This window comes from Pseudomonas sp. BT-42-2, from assembly GCF_025847435.2.
Taxonomy (GTDB): Bacteria; Pseudomonadota; Gammaproteobacteria; order Pseudomonadales; family Pseudomonadaceae; genus Aquipseudomonas; species Aquipseudomonas urmiensis.
Genome location: NZ_JAOYTM010000007.1, coordinates 196,749 through 216,491, shown reverse-complemented (window position 1 = coordinate 216,491; position 19,743 = coordinate 196,749). Strand labels below are relative to the sequence as shown.

At 63.7% G+C, this 19,743-nt stretch carries 18 protein-coding genes and 2 riboswitches; of the genes, 15 read left to right on the top strand and 3 right to left on the bottom strand.

What is annotated here, in order from left to right:
• Positions 1–8 precede the first annotated feature (8 nt).
• Positions 9–1,214, top strand: coding sequence for an NAD(P)/FAD-dependent oxidoreductase (locus OIU19_RS07660; RefSeq protein ID WP_264234519.1), 1,206 nt, complete (start codon positions 9–11; stop codon positions 1,212–1,214).
• A 96-nt stretch (positions 1,215–1,310) separates the two neighbouring features.
• On the opposite strand, the gene OIU19_RS07655 is transcribed toward OIU19_RS07660, so the two are convergent.
• A complete protein-coding gene (locus OIU19_RS07655; protein WP_264234518.1) occupies positions 1,311–1,907 on the bottom strand; it encodes a TetR/AcrR family transcriptional regulator in 597 nt (198 codons plus the stop codon).
• Positions 1,908–2,000: 93 nt separating this feature from the next.
• Here OIU19_RS07655 and OIU19_RS07650 point away from each other — a divergent pair, with 93 nt between their 5' ends.
• The 4 genes from OIU19_RS07650 (at position 2,001) to OIU19_RS07635 (ending at position 6,722) form a co-directional block, all read left to right on the top strand.
• Positions 2,001–2,600 carry an NAD(P)H-dependent oxidoreductase gene (locus OIU19_RS07650; protein ID WP_264234517.1) on the top strand — a complete coding sequence of 200 codons (600 nt, stop codon included), beginning with the start codon at positions 2,001–2,003 and terminating at the stop codon, positions 2,598–2,600.
• 110 nt (positions 2,601–2,710) lie between these two features.
• Positions 2,711–3,217, top strand: coding sequence for a sigma-70 family RNA polymerase sigma factor (locus OIU19_RS07645; protein ID WP_186553375.1), 507 nt, complete (start codon positions 2,711–2,713; stop codon positions 3,215–3,217).
• Entirely contained in the window at positions 3,214–4,188 is a 975-nt protein-coding gene (locus tag OIU19_RS07640) for a FecR domain-containing protein (protein ID WP_264234516.1), read from the top strand. The genes OIU19_RS07645 and OIU19_RS07640 overlap by 4 nt, the downstream gene beginning before the upstream one ends.
• A 95-nt stretch (positions 4,189–4,283) precedes the next feature.
• Complete coding sequence (locus OIU19_RS07635) at positions 4,284–6,722, top strand: TonB-dependent receptor (RefSeq protein ID WP_264234515.1); 2,439 nt, start codon at positions 4,284–4,286, stop codon at positions 6,720–6,722.
• 8 nt (positions 6,723–6,730) lie between these two features.
• Here OIU19_RS07635 and thpR read toward each other — a convergent pair whose 3' ends face one another.
• A complete protein-coding gene (gene thpR, locus OIU19_RS07630) occupies positions 6,731–7,276 on the bottom strand; it encodes an RNA 2',3'-cyclic phosphodiesterase (RefSeq protein WP_264234514.1) in 546 nt (181 codons plus the stop codon).
• 212 nt (positions 7,277–7,488) lie between these two features.
• On the opposite strand from thpR, the gene lpxO reads away from it, so the two are divergent.
• From lpxO to OIU19_RS07615, 3 genes are all read left to right on the top strand, one after another.
• The gene (gene lpxO / locus OIU19_RS07625; protein ID WP_186553379.1) at positions 7,489–8,388 is read left to right on the top strand and encodes a lipid A hydroxylase LpxO; all 900 of its coding nucleotides are present in this window, start codon (positions 7,489–7,491) and stop codon (positions 8,386–8,388) included.
• Positions 8,389–8,542: 154 nt separating this feature from the next.
• The gene (locus OIU19_RS07620; RefSeq protein WP_264234513.1) at positions 8,543–8,887 is read left to right on the top strand and encodes a carboxymuconolactone decarboxylase family protein; all 345 of its coding nucleotides are present in this window, start codon (positions 8,543–8,545) and stop codon (positions 8,885–8,887) included.
• Between the two features lie 79 nt (positions 8,888–8,966).
• Positions 8,967–9,536 (top strand): GNAT family N-acetyltransferase, encoded by a 570-nt coding sequence (locus OIU19_RS07615; protein WP_264234512.1) that lies wholly within the window; start codon positions 8,967–8,969, stop codon positions 9,534–9,536.
• Between the two features lie 509 nt (positions 9,537–10,045).
• Here OIU19_RS07615 and OIU19_RS07610 read toward each other — a convergent pair.
• Entirely contained in the window at positions 10,046–10,792 is a 747-nt protein-coding gene (locus OIU19_RS07610; protein WP_186553382.1) for an outer membrane beta-barrel protein, read from the bottom strand.
• A gap of 161 nt (positions 10,793–10,953) precedes the next feature.
• Positions 10,954–11,159, top strand: a riboswitch (cobalamin riboswitch).
• A gap of 112 nt (positions 11,160–11,271) precedes the next feature.
• On the opposite strand from OIU19_RS07610, the gene OIU19_RS07605 reads away from it, so the two are divergent.
• The 7 genes from OIU19_RS07605 (at position 11,272) to OIU19_RS07575 (ending at position 19,737) form a co-directional block, all read left to right on the top strand.
• Positions 11,272–13,398: a TonB-dependent siderophore receptor gene (locus OIU19_RS07605; RefSeq protein WP_264234511.1), complete on the top strand. Its 2,127-nt coding sequence runs from the start codon at positions 11,272–11,274 to the stop codon at positions 13,396–13,398.
• A gap of 204 nt (positions 13,399–13,602) precedes the next feature.
• Entirely contained in the window at positions 13,603–14,769 is a 1,167-nt protein-coding gene (locus OIU19_RS07600) for a DUF1624 domain-containing protein (protein WP_264234510.1), read from the top strand.
• A 27-nt stretch (positions 14,770–14,796) separates the two neighbouring features.
• Positions 14,797–14,998: riboswitch (cobalamin riboswitch) on the top strand.
• 126 nt (positions 14,999–15,124) lie between these two features.
• Complete coding sequence (locus tag OIU19_RS07595; RefSeq protein ID WP_264234509.1) at positions 15,125–16,138, top strand: ABC transporter substrate-binding protein; 1,014 nt, start codon at positions 15,125–15,127, stop codon at positions 16,136–16,138.
• Positions 16,135–17,151 carry an iron ABC transporter permease gene (locus OIU19_RS07590; protein WP_264234508.1) on the top strand — a complete coding sequence of 339 codons (1,017 nt, stop codon included), beginning with the start codon at positions 16,135–16,137 and terminating at the stop codon, positions 17,149–17,151. Before OIU19_RS07595 ends, OIU19_RS07590 begins: the two co-directional genes overlap by 4 nt.
• A complete protein-coding gene (locus tag OIU19_RS07585) occupies positions 17,148–17,936 on the top strand; it encodes an ABC transporter ATP-binding protein (RefSeq protein WP_264234507.1) in 789 nt (262 codons plus the stop codon). Before OIU19_RS07590 ends, OIU19_RS07585 begins: the two co-directional genes overlap by 4 nt.
• A 17-nt stretch (positions 17,937–17,953) precedes the next feature.
• Complete coding sequence (locus OIU19_RS07580; protein ID WP_264234506.1) at positions 17,954–18,394, top strand: pseudoazurin; 441 nt, start codon at positions 17,954–17,956, stop codon at positions 18,392–18,394.
• A complete protein-coding gene (locus OIU19_RS07575; protein WP_372353296.1) occupies positions 18,391–19,737 on the top strand; it encodes an OprD family porin in 1,347 nt (448 codons plus the stop codon). Before OIU19_RS07580 ends, OIU19_RS07575 begins: the two co-directional genes overlap by 4 nt.
• Positions 19,738–19,743: the final 6 nt, after the last annotated feature.

Below are 19,743 nucleotides of genomic sequence, written 5' to 3'. Positions count from 1 at the left end.
GCACAACGATGAAACAGATTCTTGTCATTGGCGCAGGCTTCGCCGGCCTATGGAGCGCCCTGGGTGCCGCGCGCCTGCTTGACCTGCAGGGCCGCGACGATGTGCAGATCAGCGTACTTGCGCCCAAAGCCGAGCTGCACGTGCGCCCGCGGTTCTATGAGCCCGACGTGCACACCATGGCCGCCCCCCTGCAAGCGCTGTTCGACGCGGTCAACGTGCGCTTCATCAAAGGCACCGCCTACCGCATCGATGAGGGCCGCCAGTCGGTGGCCTATCGTGATCCTTCCGGGGCTGAGCTGAGCATTGGCTATGACCGGCTGATCATGGCCTGTGGCAGCCTGCTTAACCGCCCCGCGCTGGAGGGTTTCGATCAACACGCCTTCGACGTCGACAAGATCGACTCGGCGACGCGCCTGGAAGAGCACCTCAAGTCGCTCGCCTCCCAGCCTGACAGCCCAGCGCGCAATACCGTGGTAGTCGCCGGCGGCGGCTTTACCGGCATCGAGACCGCGACCGAATTGCCGACCCGGCTGCGCGCCATTTTCGGTGAGCAGGTCACCCCGCGCATTGTCGTGGTCGATCGCGGCGCGAAAATTGGCGCAGCGCTGGGCGCGGGGATCAGCCCGGCCATCGAGGCGGCTTCAACCGAGTTGGGCATCGAATGGATCTGCGGCGCCACCGTGGCCTCAGTCGATGGCGATGGGGTGCTGCTGGACAATGGCCAGCGCATCCCGGCCAAGACCGTGATCTGGACCGTGGGCTTCAAGGCCAACCCGCTCACCGAGCAGATCCGTGGCGAACGCGACCTCCAGGGCCGCCTGCATGTCGACGGCAACCTCAAGGTCAAGGGCAATGGCGCGGTCTATGCCGCCGGTGATGTCGCCTATGCCGCGTGCGACGAGTTCGGCAACTATGCGGTGATGTCCTGCCAGCACGCGATTCCGCTGGGGCGTTATGCCGGCAACAATGCCGCCGCCGAATTGATCGGCGTGGCGCCGATGACCTACAGCCAGCCCAAGTACGTGACCTGTCTGGACCTGGGCGCCTGGGGCGCGGTGTATACCGAGGGCTGGGATCGCCAGGTGGCGCCGCCTGAGGACCGATTCGAGGCCAAGCAACTCAAGCAGCAGATCAACTCGGTGTGGATCTATCCGCCAGCGGCAGACAAGGTTGCGGCGTTGGCGGCGGCGGATCCGTTGATTCCGGTGGCGTGATCGATCCTGGGACCGCTGCGCGCTCCATCGCAGGCAAGCCCGCTCCTACAAAAGCCTGTGTTGGAGCGCGCAGCGGTCCCAGGGGCATAACTACGCTCACTGACGCCCCACCATCGCCACAATGGTCGCCTGCAGCTCCTGCCTGGCCTGCTGCGCCGTCAACTCGCCCGCCGCTGCCGCCAGCGCCAGCGCATCTGCCGCACCGACCAACACCCGCAACCCCGCCACGCCAACATCCCCACCTGGGGCAAACGGCACCAGGGCCAGGCGACACTTCTCCAGAAACGGCCCTTCATAGACGCGCTTCAACGCTTCCATTTCCGGCGAGCCCGCCAAGGCCGCGCTGACGCCCGGAATCTCTCGCCCTTGGCTCAGCACACAATCGACATAGGCCTGGGCAATCACCGCCGCTCGACTGTGCACGTTCGGCTCGCAATGCGCCAATGCCGCATCGAGCATGGCCGTCTGGCGCGCGTCGTACTCCTGATACAGCGCCGCCAACAAGCCGGTACGGGTTTCGAAATGGTCATACACCACCGGCTTGGTGACCCCCGCCTGCTCGGCCAGGCGGCCCAGGCTCAGCGCATCGGTGCCCTCCTCGCGGACCAACTGCCAGGCCATCTCCAGCAACTGGCGGCGACGTTCGTCACGCGACAGGCGTTTACGCGGCGAGGTTTTTTCGGCGCTTGACATCGCTTACCTACCAAAAGTAACTTACTAGTCGTAACTTACCTTGAGTATATAGCCCCTGTGGCTAGCGCGCACCCCTATCCTGGAGAATCGAGCATGAAAGCCTTGATCGTCATCGGCCACCACGACCCCGCCTCGCTGACCCACGCCCTCGCCGGGCAGATCGCCGAAGGCCTGGCCCGCGCCGGACACTGCAGTGAAATCGCCGACCTGGCCAGGGAAGGTTTCGATCCACGCTTCGGCCTGGCTGACCATGCGGTGCACCGCCGCTTGGCTGGGCCACCGGCCGATGTGCTGCTCGAGCAAGCGCGGATCGAGCGCGCGGATGCACTGGTGCTGGCGTACCCGATCTACTGGTGGTCGCTACCCGCGCTGCTCAAGGGCTGGGTCGAACGGGTGTTCAGCAATGGCTGGGCGTTCGACTATCACCCCGACGGCAAATTGATCAAGAAACTGGGCGGGCTGCCGGTGCAACTGGTTGGGGTCGCCGGGGCCGATGCGGCGACCTTCGAGCGCCATGGTTATGGGCCGGCGATGGTTACCCAGATCGAGCACGGCATTTTCGATTACTGCGGCGCGCGGGTGCTGGGTTCGACGCTGTTGGCGGACAGTGAGAGCGGGGACAATGCGGGCAATCTGCAGCGGGCGCGTCAGTTGGGGCTGCGGCTGTTCGAGGGGGTCGAGGCAGCGGCTTGAGCGCAGGAGCGCTGGGGCCGCTTTGCGGCCCCTATTGATTCCCATTGCGAGAGCACAACCTCCCCAGCTACCATTGAGAACGATTCACACTCACGATCGGATATCAATCGTTGGACAGCTCCTCGACCCGCAAGCTGGGCTTCTTTTTCAGCGACCATCACCGCTGGCTGCTCCAACACATCCACAAGCGCCTGCGCAATCGCGCCGATGCCGAAGACACTGCGGCCGAAGCGTTCTGCCAGATGCTCGGGGCGCGGGTCGATCCGGACAGCATCGAGCAACCACGCGCCTACCTCTCGACCATCGCCCGGCGGCTGATCTTCGACCGCCACCGCCGCCGGCAACTGGAACAGGCCTACCTCGAACGCCTGGCCCTGCTGCCCGAACAGGTCGCCCCTTCGGCCGAAGAGCAACTGCTCTTGATCGAAGCCTTGCTGACCATTGACCAAGTGCTCGATGGCCTGCCTGCGATCGTCAAGACCGCCTTCCTCTACAGCCAACTCGATGGCATGAGCTACGTCGAGATCGCCAGCAAGCTGCAGCTGTCCGAGCGTACCGTCAGCCGCTACATGAAACAGGCCCTGCGCCAGTGCTACCTGTGCGAGCTGCAACCATGAGCGCGCGCACGCTGGACAGCATCAGCGAACAAGCCATCGACTGGATGGTCGAGCTCAATGCGCGCAGCCCCGATGCCGCCCTGCTGCTGCGCCTGCAGCAGTGGCTGGAGCAGGACCCACGCCACCAGCAGGCCTGGGATCGCCTGCAACAGCGCCTGGCTCGCCCGTGCGCGGCGCTGCGAACGCTCGATCAACGCGCGCCGGGCCAAGCCAGTGCCGCACGTAGCCTGCTGCTGCAACCCACCCAGTCGCGGCGCGAAGTACTGCGCGGTCTGGCCGGCCTTGGCCTGCTGGGTGGCGGCCTGTGGGCCGGCTGGCGCAGTGACACCGCCCAGGACTGGATGGCCGATCTGCATACCGGCGCGGGCGAACGGCGCAGCTTCATCCTGGACGATGGCAGCCGCCTGAGCCTGAACAGCGCCAGTGCCGTCGACCTGCTGTTCGACGCCGAACAACGTCTGCTGGTGCTGCGCCACGGTGAACTGGTGATCCAGGTGGCGCCCGATCCTAAGCGGCCGCTGCGCGTACGCACTGCGCAAGGCCAGGTGCAGGCCCTTGGCACACGCTTTTTGGTCAGCCAAGAGCTCGACGCCACGCGGGTGGTAGTGCTTGAACACAGCGTGCGCGCCAGCCTTGTCGATGGCCGTCAGCTGGACGTGCAACAGGGCCAGGCTGCGCTGCTGCGCGCCACCGGCATCGAACCCCTGGCCAGTGAGCAACAGCAGCGCGCCGCCTGGCTCGATGGCCGCCTGGAAGTGCTCGACGAGCCGCTGCAGGCGGTGGTCGATGCGCTGCGCCCCTATCAGCGAGGCTACATTCGCGTGGCCCCGGATATCGCCACCTTGCGCGTACAAGGGGTATTCGCCCTGGACCAGCCGCAACAAGCCTTGGCCGCACTCAGCGAGGCCTTGCCGATCGAGGTCAAGCGCTATGGTCCGTGGCTGACCTTGATCGGGCCAAAACGCCAATAATGAAAATATTTTTGAAAATCATTCGTAATGGTGTCCGGTTTTCAATTCTCGTCCCACCTATCTCCTGACAGCCAACCTCTAATCGGGAGAACACCGTGCACAACAACTGGCCCCGCGCCCTGCCCCTCGTCGTCGCCATGAGCAGCTTCAGTGCCTTGGTCCAGGCGCAGACCCTGTCGTTCAACCTGCCGCCCGCGAGCCTGGCCACCACGCTCAATCGCATCGCCAGCCAGAGCGGCCACATCATTGCCCTGGAACCGGCGCTGGTGCGCGGCAAGCAGGCCCCAGCCGTGGTCGGCCAGATGAGCGCCGAACAGGCCATGCAGGCGGCCCTGGCCGGTAGCGGCTTGCAGTTGCGGGTGAGTGGCAGTGGCCACTTCAGCGTGGCCCCGGCCAGCGCTGGCGAGGACGTGATGGAACTGGGCGCGACCAGTGTCACCGACCACTATCTAGACGCCACCAGCGAAGGCAGTGGCTCTTATGCGGCCCGCGCAGTGACCCTCGGCAAAGGCACGCACACCCTTAAAGAAATCCCTCAGTCGGTGACGGTGATCACCCGCAAGCAGCTCGACGATCAGGGCATCACCGACCTCAAGGACGCGCTCAACCACACCACCGGCCTGGTCGGCGCCCAGGGCATCGGCCCGGGCATGGTCATCACCTCGCGCGGCTTCCAGATCGATGACTGGCAGTACGACGGCGTACCCATCCCGCGCAACAACTACTCGCTGGGCAACTGGGCGACCCAGGACCTGGTGTTCTTCGACCGCGTCGAAGTCCTGCGCGGCGCCTCCGGCCTGCTGCAAGGCACCGGCAGCCCCGGTGGCGCGATCAACCTGGTACGCAAGCGCGGCCAGGCCAAACCCACCGTGGCGATTACCGGCAAGGCCGGTTCCTGGGATCACTATGGCCTACAGCTGGACGCCGGCGGGCCGTTGACCAGCGACGGCAAGGTGCGCGGGCGGATGGTGCTCGATGAAGACCAGAGCGACAGTTTCATCGATTACCAGTGGGGCAAGACCCACTCGCTGTATGGCGCCCTGGACATCGACCTGAACGATGCCACTACCATTGGCGGCGGTATCAGCTACAGCCGCGAGCAATCCCGGCCGATGCTGCGTGGCATTCCCCGCTACGCCGACGGCAAGCCGGCCAACGTGTCGCGTTCGACCTACACCGGCGCCCGCTGGAGCCGCGCCGAGACCGACGTCACCACCTACTACCTGGACCTTGAGCACCGCTTCAACGACGATTGGACCTACAAGGCCGCGGCCATTCGCATGGACGAGACCAACACCTCGACCCATCAGCGCGTACAGACCACCGGCCAGGGCCTGAACCCCGATGGCACCGGCATCACCTATGCCGACTGGATCACCGACTTTCACAACACCAAGATCGGCCTGGACATGAACCTGGTCGGCCACTTTGACACAGGCTCCGTGGCACACGAAGTGACCGTCGGTGGCAACTACTCCAAGCTGACCTCGGACGATGCCTACTGGCGCAATTTTGCTGCCGACCCCGATGACAGCATCTTCGACCTCGACCATGGCCGCCCGGAACCCAGCCGTGACAGCTTGCTGGCAGGCAACATGGGCCGCGCCAACAAGGCCAGTTACGACATCCGTCAGAAGGGCCTGTACGGCGCCTGGCGAGTCAAGCCAGTCGAGGACCTGACCTTGGTACTGGGCACCCGCGTGAGCTGGTTCGACTACAGCTGGGACTCGATCGACTTCAATGGCCCGAACGATCCGGGCAATCGTTATCCCACCAGCCGCATGACCGAAACCGGGCAAGTCACCCCGTACGCGGGCTTTGTCTACGACCTGACTCGCGAGTGGGCCTGGTACACCAGCTACACCGACGTGTTTATCCCGCAAACCGAACGCGCGGTCGGCAATACCCCGCTCAAGCCTGTGATCGGCAGTAACTATGAAACCGGCCTGAAGGCCGAGCTGCTCGACGGACGGGTCAACGCATCGATCGCGCTGTTCCGTTACGATCAGGAAAACCGCGCAGTCACCGATACCGCCTCGGGTTTTGCCTGTGACGACTGGTACTGCTCCACAGCCGCCGGCAAGGTCCGCAGCCAGGGCGTAGAAGCCGAGATCAGCGGCGAAGTGCTCAGCGGCCTGCAGTTGTTTGCCGGCTACACCTACAACACCACCAAATTCCTTGACGACCCGGACGAAGAAGGCCGCGTGTTCAGCCAGTGGACGCCCAAGCACATGCTGCGCGCCTGGGCCGACTACCAGCTACCGGTGGATGACCAGCGCTGGAGCACCGGCCTGGGCTTCACCACGCAAAGCCACACCCTCGGTTACGAACGTACCTACAGCGTGGCCGGCTACACCGTGTGGAGCGCACGCGTTGCCTATCAGCTGACCCCGGAAGTGAACCTGGCGGTCAACGCCAACAACCTGTTCGACAAAAAGTACTGGGTAGCGGGCTTCAACCAGCTCAATGGCAGCAACAACTACGGCGAGCCGCGCAACTTCATGCTGACGGTCAAGTACACGCCGCAGTTCTGAGGCCTGGGTCAGTCCAGCAAGGGCCACTGCGCCAGTGGCCAGTAGCGGCCCTTGCGCGACTCGTACAAGGTGAAGTGGCGAGTACTGAGGAAAAACTCCGGCGCGCTGGCGGCCTCTGGCAGCTGGCCGCGGAACTCCCGTGCCAAGGTCAGGTGCGGGCGGTATTCGCGCGACTCGCGGGCAATCCCCAGCGCTAACGCCGCCTGCTCCAGCGCATAGACCAATTGGCGCAGTGCGGGTGGGGTTTGCTCAGCTTCGAGCACCAACACGCCGGGGCGCGGCCACACCTGCAACCGATCCAGCACCAGGCGCAGCGGCGCCTGGGGACGGGCAATGCTATCGACTGCCGCACACAACGCCGGCAGCTGCGCCGCGTCGACATCCCCCAGGAACAGCAAGGTCAGGTGGAAGTTTTCTGCCGGCACCGGTTTTCCGCTGCGCAAGCCCAGCTCACGTCGCCATTGCGCGATCGCGCGATGCTGTGCCTCGCTCAGTGACAGGGCGAAAAACAGACGTTTGAATGGGCTGCCAGTGGGGCGTGCGTCCTTGGCCATGGGCATTCCTGATGGGTGAAGGCAACCTGAGTGTACCGCTTCCCTAGTCTCTCAATCGGCAAAAAACCAGTTGAAACGTTTGCGCAATCGGTAGGCCATTGCACCAAAGTCACCCCGACTGGATGTAACAAGAGGTACAAAGTCCTACGACGATTGTTTATGCTGGCGCGCTTACGCCATGGCGCATGGCCATTTTCGACAAGTATCCGTTCATGAAAATTGCACTCGTACTGATCTTCGTTCTCTCGATCGCCTATGTTCACCTACGCGGTCGGGTACGACACAAGCTGACTCGCCAACTGGGCGATCACTCAAGTTTCCTGGCTCCGGTCAACAGCTTCCTGTACCTGTTCTCCAAGCACCCGGCCAAGCCTTACCTGCCGGTGGAGTCTTTCCCCGAGCTGCAACCGCTCAAGGACCATTGGCAGGAAATCCGCGAGGAAGCCCAGCAGTTGCTGCACGTGGGCGAGATCAAGAAATCCGATAACTATGACGATGTCGGTTTCAACTCGTTCTTCAAGACCGGCTGGAAGCGCTTCTACCTGAAGTGGTATGGCGAAAGCCACCCCTCGGCTATGAACCTGTGCCCACGCACCACCGAGCTGCTGCAGGGTATCGGCACGGTTAAAGCGGCGATGTTCGCCACCCTGCCGCCCGGCGCCAAGCTGGTGCGTCACCGCGACCCGTATGCCGGCTCGTACCGCTACCACCTGGGCCTGGACACGCCGAACGACGATGGCTGCTACATCGACGTGGACGGCGAGAAATATTCCTGGCGCGATGGCGAGGCCGTGGTGTTCGACGAGACCTACATCCACTACGCCGCCAACACCACCGAGCACAACCGGATCATCCTGTTCTGCGACGTCGAGCGGCCGCTCAAGTACCGTTGGGCGACCGCGTTCAATCGCTGGTTCAGCCGCAACGTCATGGCCGCTGCTGCGGCGCCCAACAATGCCAATGACAAGACTGGCGGCATCAACCGCCTGTTCACCCGCATCTACAAGATCCGTGAACGCGGCAAGGCGCTGAAAAAGCGTAATCGCATGCGCTACTACCTGGAGAAATGGGCAGTGGTGGCAGCATTGCTGTTGCTGTTCATCTACATCTGAACCCCTGCTGGGCAACGTGGGAGCCAACTCAGCCGCTCCCACGGTGTCGACAGGTTCGTAAGTCGTAGTTTTTTCCGACCATCTTCCCCCCTCTTCGCCGCGCACATTCGACTAGCCTCAAAGCTCCTGCCGTAAACCCCACAAGGTGAAGACAATGAGCATGATGGACTGGGACGCCTACCGTAAGCAGCTGATGGCCGGCATCGGCGATCTCAAGCAACTGTCGCCCGATACTGTGGCCGGCTACATGACCGCCAGCGGCGCCGGCGCCAAGACCAACCACCTGGACGCCAAGACCCGCGAACTGATCTCCCTGGCCGTGGCCGTGACTACCCGCTGCGACGGCTGTATCGCCGTGCATTCGCAACAGGCCGTCAAGCACGGCGCCAGCCGCGAGGAGATTGCCGAGGCGCTGGGGGTGGCGGTGGCGATGAACGCAGGTGCAGCGCTGGTCTACTCGGCGCGCGCGCTGGATGCGGTGGGCAAGCTTAGCGACTAAGCCACAGCGAGCGTCGTCGCCCTTGCGCGGCGACGCTGCGCACACCAGACTTGGCGGCCAAGCCTGCGCAGGAACCGCCATGATTCACATCCGCCCCATGACCCCGGAAGACTTCGAGCGCTTCTGGCCGACGTTCCAGAGCATCGTCCAAGCCCGCGAGACCTATGCCTACGACCCGCAGCTGAGCGCCGAGCAGGCTCGCCAGTTGTGGCTGGAACTGCCCCTGCGCACGTTGGTGGCAGAGCAGGACGGTGAGTTGCTCGGATCATATTTTCTCAAGGCCAACGCCGCTGGCCCTGGCGCGCACGTGGGCAATTGCGGCTACATGGTCTGCCCGGCAGCACGCGGGCGCGGGGTGGCCAAGCTGATGTGCGAGCACTCGCAGAAACTGGCGCGCCAGGAAGGTTTTCTCGCCCTGCAGTTCAACTCGGTGGTGGCCACTAACGAGGTGGCCGTGGCGCTCTGGCACACGCTGGGGTTCGAAACGGTCGGGCGCCTGCCAAAGGCCTATCGGCATGCCCGGCTAGGGTTGGTGGATTGTTTGGTGATGTACAAATGGCTGGCCGATGAGCCGGTGGTGGAGAAGCCTGCGCTGTTGATCGGGCGCAAGAATATCGAGGCGCGGGTGTCGCGGCGGCGCGGACGCTAACAACAGCATTTGCGCCGTCTGTACCGGCCTCTTCGCGGGCAAGCCCGCTCCCACAGGGTTGGTGGTGAACCTTGTGGGTCTGGCCTCTTCTTGGGTTAGCCCACTTCCACAGGGCTTGTGAACCTTGTGGGTCTGGCCTCTTCTCGGGTTAGCCTACTTCCACAGGGCTTGCGGTGAATCTTGTGGGTGTGGCCTCTTATCGAGTTAGCCTACTTCCACAGGGCTTTTGAACCTTGTGGGTCTGGCCTCTTCTCGGATTAACCTACTTCCACAGGGCTTGTGAACCTTGTGGGTCTGGCCTCTTCTCGGATTAGCCTACTTCCACAGGGCTTGTGAACCTTGTGGGTCTGGCCTCTTCTTGGGTTAGCCCACTTCCACAGGGCTTGTGAACCTTGTGGGTCTGGCCTCTTCTCCGGTTAGCCCACTTCCACAGGGCTTGCGGTGAACCCTGTGGGAGCGGGCTTGCCCGCGAAGAGGCCGGTACAGGCAACAGCTACCTGACGCCTAACTCAGAACGCCAGACCAACCTTGACACCAAACTCATCGCGCTTGAGCTTGGTGTTATCGGCTACCGGCGAATCCTCATCGAGCTTGTACTCGGTGCGGGTGTAGTAAACCCCGGCATAGATCGGCATGCCGCCTTGCTGGTTCATCAGCAGGCTGACCTCGGCATACGGGTTGGTGCGGTCCTTCATGTCGACAGTGTCGCTGCCAAAATCATCCACCTTGAGCTTGGCGCGGCCATCGATCGTGTGCCGTGCGCCCACTTCAACGCGCAGGGTCGCGGCATCGAACTGATGGTTGTAGCCCAGCGCAGCCTTGGCGAACGGCGACTTGTAGGTCAGCTCGGTGTCCAGGTCGTTGAGCTCAGGCTCAAAGCGCGACCAGTCATAGCCACCGCCGACGGTGATGTCGACGAAGTTGCGCGCATCCAGCGCAGCACGCCAACCCAGGTCGAGGTCGATCTGGGCTTCCTTGAGCTTGTTGTCGTTCTTCTTGCCATATTTGGCCTCGGCGCCAACCTGATAGATCAAGCCGGATTCAGCGGTCATCTTGTTGCCGAAGTTGGCGAACACACCGCCCTGGCCCAGGTGATCGGTCTCGGACTGCGAGCCGCCCTCATACTTGAACTTGTCGTAGCTACCCAGCACACCGAAGGTGAACAGTGGATCGGTGCTTGGCGCGGCAGAGGCCGCCAGGGGAGCGCCCAACAGGGCAAGCAGGCAAGAGTGACGCAGCAGATTACGGGTGGACATTCGCGGAAGTCTCCATGACGTGAATGTTGATGGGAATCGCTCGCTTCGAGGCACGCTGAATGTGAAAAGTTCGAAAAAAAAACAGTAAAAACTCGTAAGCCTGCGTCCCATCACAGAAATTTCCTACTGCGTTGCGTTGACGCCCCCTGCATTCGGTGGTCAGATGCGCGCCAGTTTCAGGTGTCCTGCGCCGCCGTGCGCAGGGTGAAACGGGAAGCCGGTGCGTCGTGTTCACGACAAGTCCGGCGCTGCCCCCGCAACGGTAAGCGAGCGAAATCTTCGACAGACCACTGTGCGTATGCATGGGAAGGTGAAGGTTTCTTGATCCTCGCAAGCCCGGAGACCGGCCTGAAGCTTCAGTTGGCAAACCCGCGGTGGGCGGGCGCAGGCCGGTTTGCGCGTGCGCGCCTGCGCCCGTGCGTGCTCGTCTTTGCGTTGTTTCCACCGGGAACCATTTCTTCCTGCAGCAGTGGAACGACATGTCCCGTACAAGCAAGCTTCACACCCTGGCGGCCTGCCTGGCCGTTTCCCTTCCGGCCCTGGCCGATGAACCTGAACGCGCAGTGCTGGCCCTGCCTTCGACAGCGATCACCGATGTGCGCGACGAACCGCGCGTCGACCTGGCCACGCCGACCCAAGCAGGCTCACGCCTGGGCCTGAGCGCCCTGGAAACCCCGGCCAGCACCAGCAGCATCAGCGCCGAACAGATCCAGCAACGCAGCAACCTCACCGTGCAAGACGCCGTCAGCCGTTCGCCCGGCATCACCTTCATCGGCAACCCAGGCGATGGCGGCACCGCGCTCTCGGCACGCGGCTTTACCGGCCACGGCTCGGTAATGACCCTGTTCGACGGTGCCCGGCTGTATACCGGCGCAGGCACCCAGACCTTCCCGGTCGATCCGTGGATGGTCGAGCGTATCGACGTGATTCGTGGCCCTGCCTCGGTGCTGTACGGTGAAGGCGCCACCGGTGCGGTGGTCAACGTGATGCCGAAAAAACCCTTGGCAGGCAAGATCCGCAATCACCTGCGCCTGGGCTATGGCTCCTGGGACCGCACCCAGCTTGGCCTGGACAGCGGCGGCAGCCTGAGCCAACGCCTGAGCTATCGGATGACCCTGAACCAACAGCAGGGCAACGGTTACGTCGACCGCGGCGACTCGCGCAACCTGGCCCTGAGCGCCGCACTGCGCTTCGATGCCACGGACGATTTGAGCTTCACCGTCGCCCACGAGCGCGGCGATGCCGAGCCGATGAACTACTTCGGCACGCCATTGATCGACGGTCATTACCGCGACAGCCTGCGCAAGAAAAACTACAACGTGCGCAACGACGTGCTGCGCTACCACGATGAGTGGACGCGCCTGAACACCGACTGGACCCTCAGCGACAGCGTCAACGCCAGCAACCAGCTGTACTACATCAAGAGCCGTCGACACTGGCGCAATGCCGAGAACTACAACTGGGACGCAGCCCAAGGCCAGCTGCTGCGCAATGGCTTCCTTGAGATCAAGCACAATCAGGAGCAGATCGGCGATCGCCAGAGCTTCACCTTCGATCACTCGCTGTTCGGCCTGGCCAGCAAGACTGTGGTCGGCGCCGAGTACAACAAGATCCGCTTCAAGCTCACCAACAATGCGCCCTACAATGACATCGGCGGCGACTACATCGACCCGTGGGCCCCAGCGCCCGGCTGGTTCGACAGCCAAAGTCCGCTGCGCCCGCGCACCCACAGCACTACCCATACCTTCGCCCTGTTCGCCGAGAACCGCACCCAGCTGACCGAGCGCCTGTCGTTGGTCACCGGGATTCGCCGCGACCAGAACCACATCGACCGCGACAACCTGCTCGACGGCAGCCGCAGCGACCGCAGCCTCAATGGCGGCAACTGGCGCGCAGGCCTGGTGTTCGCCGTGACCGACGACCTGTCGCTGTATGGCCAGTACTCCACCAGCGAGGACGGCGTGAACAACCTGGTCAGCCTCAGCCCGACGCAGATGGACTACGACCTGACCGAGTCCAAGCAAACCGAGCTGGGCCTCAAGCAGCGCTTCTGGGACGGCCGCGGTGAGTGGACCCTGGCGGCGTATCACATCGTCAAGAAGAAGCTGTTGGTCGACAACCCGATCACCCACGAGCCACAACAGGCAGGCCGGCAAAGCTCAAACGGCCTGGAAGCCAGCGTGGAACTGGCCTTGGCCAACCAATGGCATGTCTCGGCCAACGCCTCGCTGGTGCGCGCCAAGTTCGATGACTTCGATGAAGTGGTCGCAGGGGTGGCGGTGGACCGCAGTGGCAACCGTCCCGACAACGTGCCACGGCGCACTGCCAATGTGTGGTTGAGCAAAGGCTTTGGTCAGGCGCTGGATGCCGGTGTTGGCCTGCGTTATGTCGATGCGCGGTATGCCGACACGGCCAATAGCAAGCGCATCCCGGGGTATACCGTGGTCGATGCCAACCTGGGCTGGCAGGTGCTGCCAGATGTGCGCCTGGGGCTACAGTTGAACAACCTGCTCAATCGCGATTATGTAGTGTCGGCGTACAGTGGCGAGCAGTGGTTGCTGGGGGCGCCGCGGTCGTACTTTGCGACGGTGGACTACTGCTTCTGATCGTTTGAGACAGTGCTGACGTCATCGCGGGCAAGCCCGCTCCTACAGAGGGCGCCATTGGCCCTGTAGGAGCGGGCTTGCGGGCGATAGCGCCTGTCGCATCTCACCAACACCAGACCCGCACAAAAATCCCTATCACTCGCAAATCGAATAGTTATAAGATAATGTTTCATTTGATATCCATTCCTGCCTGCGACCCCTCCCATGACAAGCGCCAGCGCCACCCCCACCCTGCTCACCCAGCGCCTGCAAAGCATCGATGCCCTGCGCGGCCTGGTAATCGTGTTCATGCTCCTGGATCACGTGCGTGAAACCTTCTTCCTGCATCGCCAGGTCAGCGACCCAATGGCCATCGACGCCACCGACCCATCGCTGTTCTTCAGCCGGACCCTGGCTCATCTGTGCGCGCCGGTGTTCGTCCTGCTGACCGGTCTTTCAGCCTGGCTGTATGGCGAAAAATACCAGGGCCGTGGCGCTGTCTCGGCGTTCCTGTTCAAGCGTGGGCTGTTTCTGGTGGTGCTGGAGTTCACCCTGGTCAACTTCGCCTGGACCTTCCAACTGCCACCCAGCGTGATCTACATGCAAGTGATCTGGGCCATTGGCGTGAGCATGATCGCCCTGTCGCTGCTGGTCTGGCTGCCACGCCCTGCCCTGATCGCCCTGGGCGCGCTGATCGTCGCCGGGCACAACCTGCTCGACGGCCTGCACTTCGCGCCTGGGTCGTGGATGCATGTGCCGTGGGCGATCCTGCATGATCGCGGCTGGCTGGAGTTTTCTGACAGCCTGCGCCTGCGCACCTCGTACCCGGTTCTGCCGTGGATTGGAGTCATCGCGCTCGGCTATGGCCTGGGGCCATGGTTTGCCCGCAGCAGCGATGCTGGCGAGCGACAGCACCGGTTGTTGCTGGCCGGTGCGTTGGCCCTGTTGGGTTTCCTCGTACTGCGCATGCTCAACGGCTATGGCGAAGCGCCCTGGAGCAGTTACCCGACGCTGACGCAAACGCTGATGAGCTTCTTCAACATCACCAAGTACCCGCCGTCGCTGCTGTTCCTGACCCTGACCCTGGGCGCCGGCCTGCTGCTGTTGCGTGGTTTCGAGCGCGCCGGGCAGGCACGCTGGATCAGCGTGCTGGCGGTGTTCGGCGCCGCACCGATGTTCTTCTACCTGCTGCACCTGTACGTGCTCAAGCTGCTGTACCTGGCCAGTGTGGCCCTGTTTGGCCTGAACCACGGCGATTACTTCGGCTTCGACAGCATCGGCGCGGTGTGGCTGGCAGCGCTGCTGCTGGCGGTCTCGCTGTACTTGCCAGTGCGCTGGTTCGCCCGGCTCAAGGCACGCCGACGCGACATCGCCTGGCTCAAGTACCTGTGAAAAGCGTTTCACCCGGCGGCCTGATGGTCTACCATGCCGCCCGCCGGTTTCCACCACGGAAATAATAGGGAATCCCCGGCCTGCCCTCACGCAGGTCAACTGGAACTGCCCCCGCAACTGTAGGTGCCGAGCCCGCTCCATCGATGCCACTGGATCCGCTGATCCGGGAAGGCTGGAGCCGGGCGCAGACGCATCAGTCAGGAGACCTGCCGGCCTACATATTCCAACCGGCGGGGTGTCCGGGATGGTCATCTCCACCCTGGCCAGGGTGTGGCCTGTTGCCTTGCGCAACGGGCTTGGCGATGCCTGTCCGTGCGTTCATTCCGTGAACTGTTCGATAGGAGATCGCCCCATCATGCTGCCTCGTTTCGCCGCCCTGCTCGCCGGCCTGAGTCTGACCGGCCTGGCCCAAGCCGCCGCCACCCACTACCCGTTGACGGTCGACAACTGTGGCGCACCGCAGACCTTTGCCCAGGCCCCCGAGCGCGCCGTGACCATCGGCCAGGCGGGCACCGAGATGCTCTACGCATTGGGCTTGGGCGACAAATTGGCCGGCACTTCGCTGTGGTTCAACAATGTCCTGCCTGAGTACAAAGCGCAGAACGACAAGGTCGAACGCCTGGCTGACAACGACCCAAGCTTCGAGGCCGTGGTCGGCAAGCGCCCGCAACTGGTGGCGGTACAATTCGAGTGGATGGTCGGCGCCCAGGGCGTGGTCGGCACCCGTGAGCAATTTGCTGAACTGAACATTCCCACCTACCTGCTGCCCTCCGATTGCGAAGGCAAGGACAACCTGGTCGGCGCCGACGGCACCCGCCTGCAACCGTTCCAGATCGACAGCATCTACAAGAGCGTCAGCCAGCTGGCCGAGATCTTCGACGTGCAAGCGCGCGGCAGCGCACTGAATGCCGAACTCAAGGCGCGCCTGGACAACGCCAAGCAGCAGTTGGCCGGTAAGGACCTGTCGCACACCTCGGCGCTGTTCTGGTTCTCCAGTGCCGACCTGGATATCGACCCGTACGTCGCCGGTCGCCAAGGCGTGGCCGACTTCATGCTGCAAACCCTGGGGGTGCGCAACGTGGTCGAGTCCACCGAAGAGTGGCCCACGGTCGGCTGGGAAACCCTGGCCAAGGCCAACCCGACCTGGCTGATCATCGCGCGCATGGACCGTCGCCGCTTCCCAGCCGATGACTACCAGAAAAAGCTGGAGTTCCTGCGCAACGACCCGGTCACGCAGAACATGGATGCGGTCAAGCAAGGGCGTATCGTCGTTCTCGACGCCGACGCCATGCAGGCCGGTATTCGCCTGTTCCGTGGCCTGGAAACCCTGTCCAGCGCCTTCGCCTCCGGTAAAGCCGCGCAACCATGATCCGCCTGCTGCCCTACACCGCCCTGGCCCTGGCCGCGCTGTTCGCGGCCCTGTTGGCGGGCATCGCCATCGGTGAGACGCCACTGTCGCCAAGCGTGGTCTATCAGGTGCTGGCCAACCAGTTGTGGAGCGCGGGCTACCCGGTCGACCCGATCGATGCCGGCATCATCTGGAACTATCGCCTCACCCGCACCCTGGTCGCCGCGGCGTGCGGCGCCGGGCTGGCAACCTGCGGGGTGATTCTCCAGGCATTGCTGCGCAACCCGCTGGCCGAACCCTATTTGCTGGGGCTATCGGCCGGGGCCTCGACCGGCGCGGTGGCAGTCGGCCTGCTCGGTCTGGGCGGTGCGGCGCTGACGATGTCCGGTGGCGCCTTTATCGGCGCCCTCGCCGCCTTTGGCCTGGTCTTGCTGCTGTCGCGTGCCAGTGGCCCCAGTAGCAGCAACGCCCAGGTGATTCTTGCCGGTATCGCAGGCTCGCAGCTGTTCAGCGCGCTGACAGCATTTCTCATTACCAAGTCGGCAACCGCTGAACAGGCGCGGGGCATTCTGTTCTGGCTGCTGGGCAACTTAAGCGGAGTGCGCTGGCCTTCGGTGTGGCTGGCGTTGCCAGTCGCCCTGCTGGGGCTGGCGGTGTGCTTGTGGCATCGGCGCGCCTTGGACGCGTTCACCTTCGGCGCCGACTCGGCTGCCTCGCTGGGCGTCCCGGTCCGGCGCACGCAATTGCTGCTGATCAGCTGCGCAGCACTGGTGACCGCCGTGATGGTGTCGATCGTCGGCGCCATCGGCTTTGTCGGGCTGGTCATCCCGCATGCCCTGCGCCTGCTGCTTGGCCCCGGGCATAACCGCCTGCTGCCGGCCAGTGCCCTGGGCGGGGCGCTGTTCCTGATCAGCGCCGATATCCTCTCGCGCACGCTGATCAGCGGCCAGGTGATTCCGGTGGGCGTGGTCACGGCGCTGATTGGCGCGCCGGTGTTCGCGTTGATTCTGGTCAGCCGCAGGGGGCGCCCATGACGGTAATGACAGCCTTGCAGGTGGCGCCGTTGTCCTGCCTGGGCCTCAGTTTGCGCCTGGGCGGGCGCACGGTGCTGCAAGACATCGACCTGGCAGTGATCCCCGGCGAAACCTTAGGCGTGGTCGGCCCCAACGGTTCGGGCAAGTCGACCCTGCTCAAGCTTCTGGCCGGCTTGCTCAAACCCACTAGCGGCACGGTGCAATTGCTCGGCGAGCCACTGGCGCACATGCCGCGGCGCCGGGTTGCACAGGGCCTGGCCCTGGTCGAGCAACAAGCCGACACCAGCGACGCCATCAGCGTCTACGATGCTGTGGCCCTCGGCCGCACGCCGTGGTTGTCGGCCCTCGCGCCGTTCTCTAAAGACGACCGCAGCATCGTCGAACAGGCTTTGCTCAACCTCGATGCGCTGCACTTGCGCGAGCGCCTCTGGCATAGCCTGTCGGGCGGCGAGCGCCAGCGCGTGCACATCGCCCGCGCCTTGGCGCAACGACCGCAGGTGCTATTGCTCGACGAGCCGACCAACCACCTGGATATCCAACACCAGTTGAGCCTGCTGCAACAGGTGCAGGCGCTGCCGGTGACCACCCTGGTCGCGCTGCACGATCTCAACCAGGCACTGACCTGCGACCGGCTGGCAGTGCTCGATCAGGGCCGTCTGGTCGCGCTTGGCAAGCCATTCGAGGTGCTCACCCCTGAGCGTCTGCTGAGCACCTTTGGCGTGCACGCCCACTACCTCACCGACCCTTACGACGGCGCGCGCATCCTGCGCTTTCGCGCCCCCTGAACCTGGAAGTTCTCGCCATGCTGTTGCGCCCGTTTGCCCTGCTGCTGTCCAGCGCCCTGCTCGCCCCGCAGGCCTTGGCTGAAGTCCATGAAGTGAAAATGCTCAACCGTGGCGCCGACGGCGCAATGGTCTACGAGCCAGACCATCTGCACATCGCGCCGGGCGACAGCGTGCGCTTCTTGCCTACCCAGAACGGGCACAACGCAGCCAGCATCGCCACCCTGCTGCCCACCGGTGCCGAGCCGTTCAAGAGCAAGCTCAACCAGCCCGTCGAGCAGACCTTCAGGGTACCGGGGCTGTACGGCATCCAGTGCATTCCACACCTGGCCATGGGCATGGTCATGCTGATCCAGGTCGGCAAGCCGACCGGGCACACCCAGTCGCTGCCAGACAACCTCCCCGCCCGCGCCAAAGCCCGCCTGCAGGTGCAACTGGCGAAACTGGAGGCCGGTCAATGAGCCCTTTGCTACGCATGACCCTGGCCCTGCCCTGGCTGGGCTTCAGCGCCCTGGCCGCGGCTGAGTCTGCCCAGTCGCAGTCCAACGGCTTTGTCCAAGACAGCACCTGGAGCCTGCTCAACCGCAGCGTGTTCGACCAGCGCGACTATCGTCATGGCGCCAGCAACAGCAGCGCGCGCAACGCCTACAAGCCGCGCAGCGAACGCAGCGGTAAAGCCGAGGAATGGGCCTACGGCCTGATGGGCAGCGTGCAGTCCGGCTTCACCCAAGGTTTGATCGGCGTCGGCGTCGACGCCCATGCCTACCTCGGCGTGCAGCTCGACAGCGGCGGCGGTCGCGCCGGCAAAGCGCGCCTGCTGGGCGTGGACAACCAGGGCCACCCGAAGAACGAGTATAGCCGTGGCGGCGCGGCGCTCAAGCTGCGCCTGTCCAACACAGTGCTGTCCTACGGTGAGCAGCGAGTCAAGACACCCGTTTTCAGCTCCTCCGACAGCCGCCTGCTGCCCGAGACCGCCACCGGACTGTTCCTTACCAGCAACGAGATCGAAACCCTCAAGCTGGTCGCCGGGCATTTCACTGAAAGCACCGACCGCAACGCCTCCAGTCACGATCAAGGCTTCGTGGTGAATTACTCCAATGCACGCAAGGGCAACGCCTTCGACCTGGCTGGTGCGGTGTGGAACCCAAGCAGCGCAGTCAGCGCCAGTCTCTACACTTCGCGCTATGAAGACAGCTGGAACCAGCACTACCTGGGCAGCACCCTCAGCCACGCCCTGGATGACCGGCGCAGCCTGAGCCTGGATCTCAACCTGTACCGCACCACCGACACCGGCAAGGCCCTCTCCGGGCAGATCGACAACACCACCTGGAGCCTGGTCTCGCGCTACAACCACGGCCCGCACGGCTTCAGCCTCGGTTGGCAGCAGGTCGATGGCAATACCCCGTTCGACTATGTCACCCGCGGCGCGATTTTCATCAGCAACGCGGTGCAGCTGTCCGACTTCAACGCCCCCAACGAGAAGTCGTGGCAGGCGCGCTATGACCTGAACATGGGCGCCTATGGCGTGCCCGGGCTGAACCTGACCGCGCTGTATGTACGTGGCTTCGATATCGATGGCAGCCATGTCGATCAGCGGGGCGGCTATGCATACCTGGGCTATGGCAGGGGCGGCAAGCACTGGGAGCGTGATCTGGAAGCACGCTACGTGGTGCAAAGCGGCAAGGCCAAAGGCACTGCGTTCTCGCTGCGTCACAACGTGCATCGGGGCAATACCGCGCAGGCCGAGCTGGATGCCGATCAGATTCGCTTGGCGGTCGAGTTCCCTTTGACGGGTGGGTTCTGAAGCAGC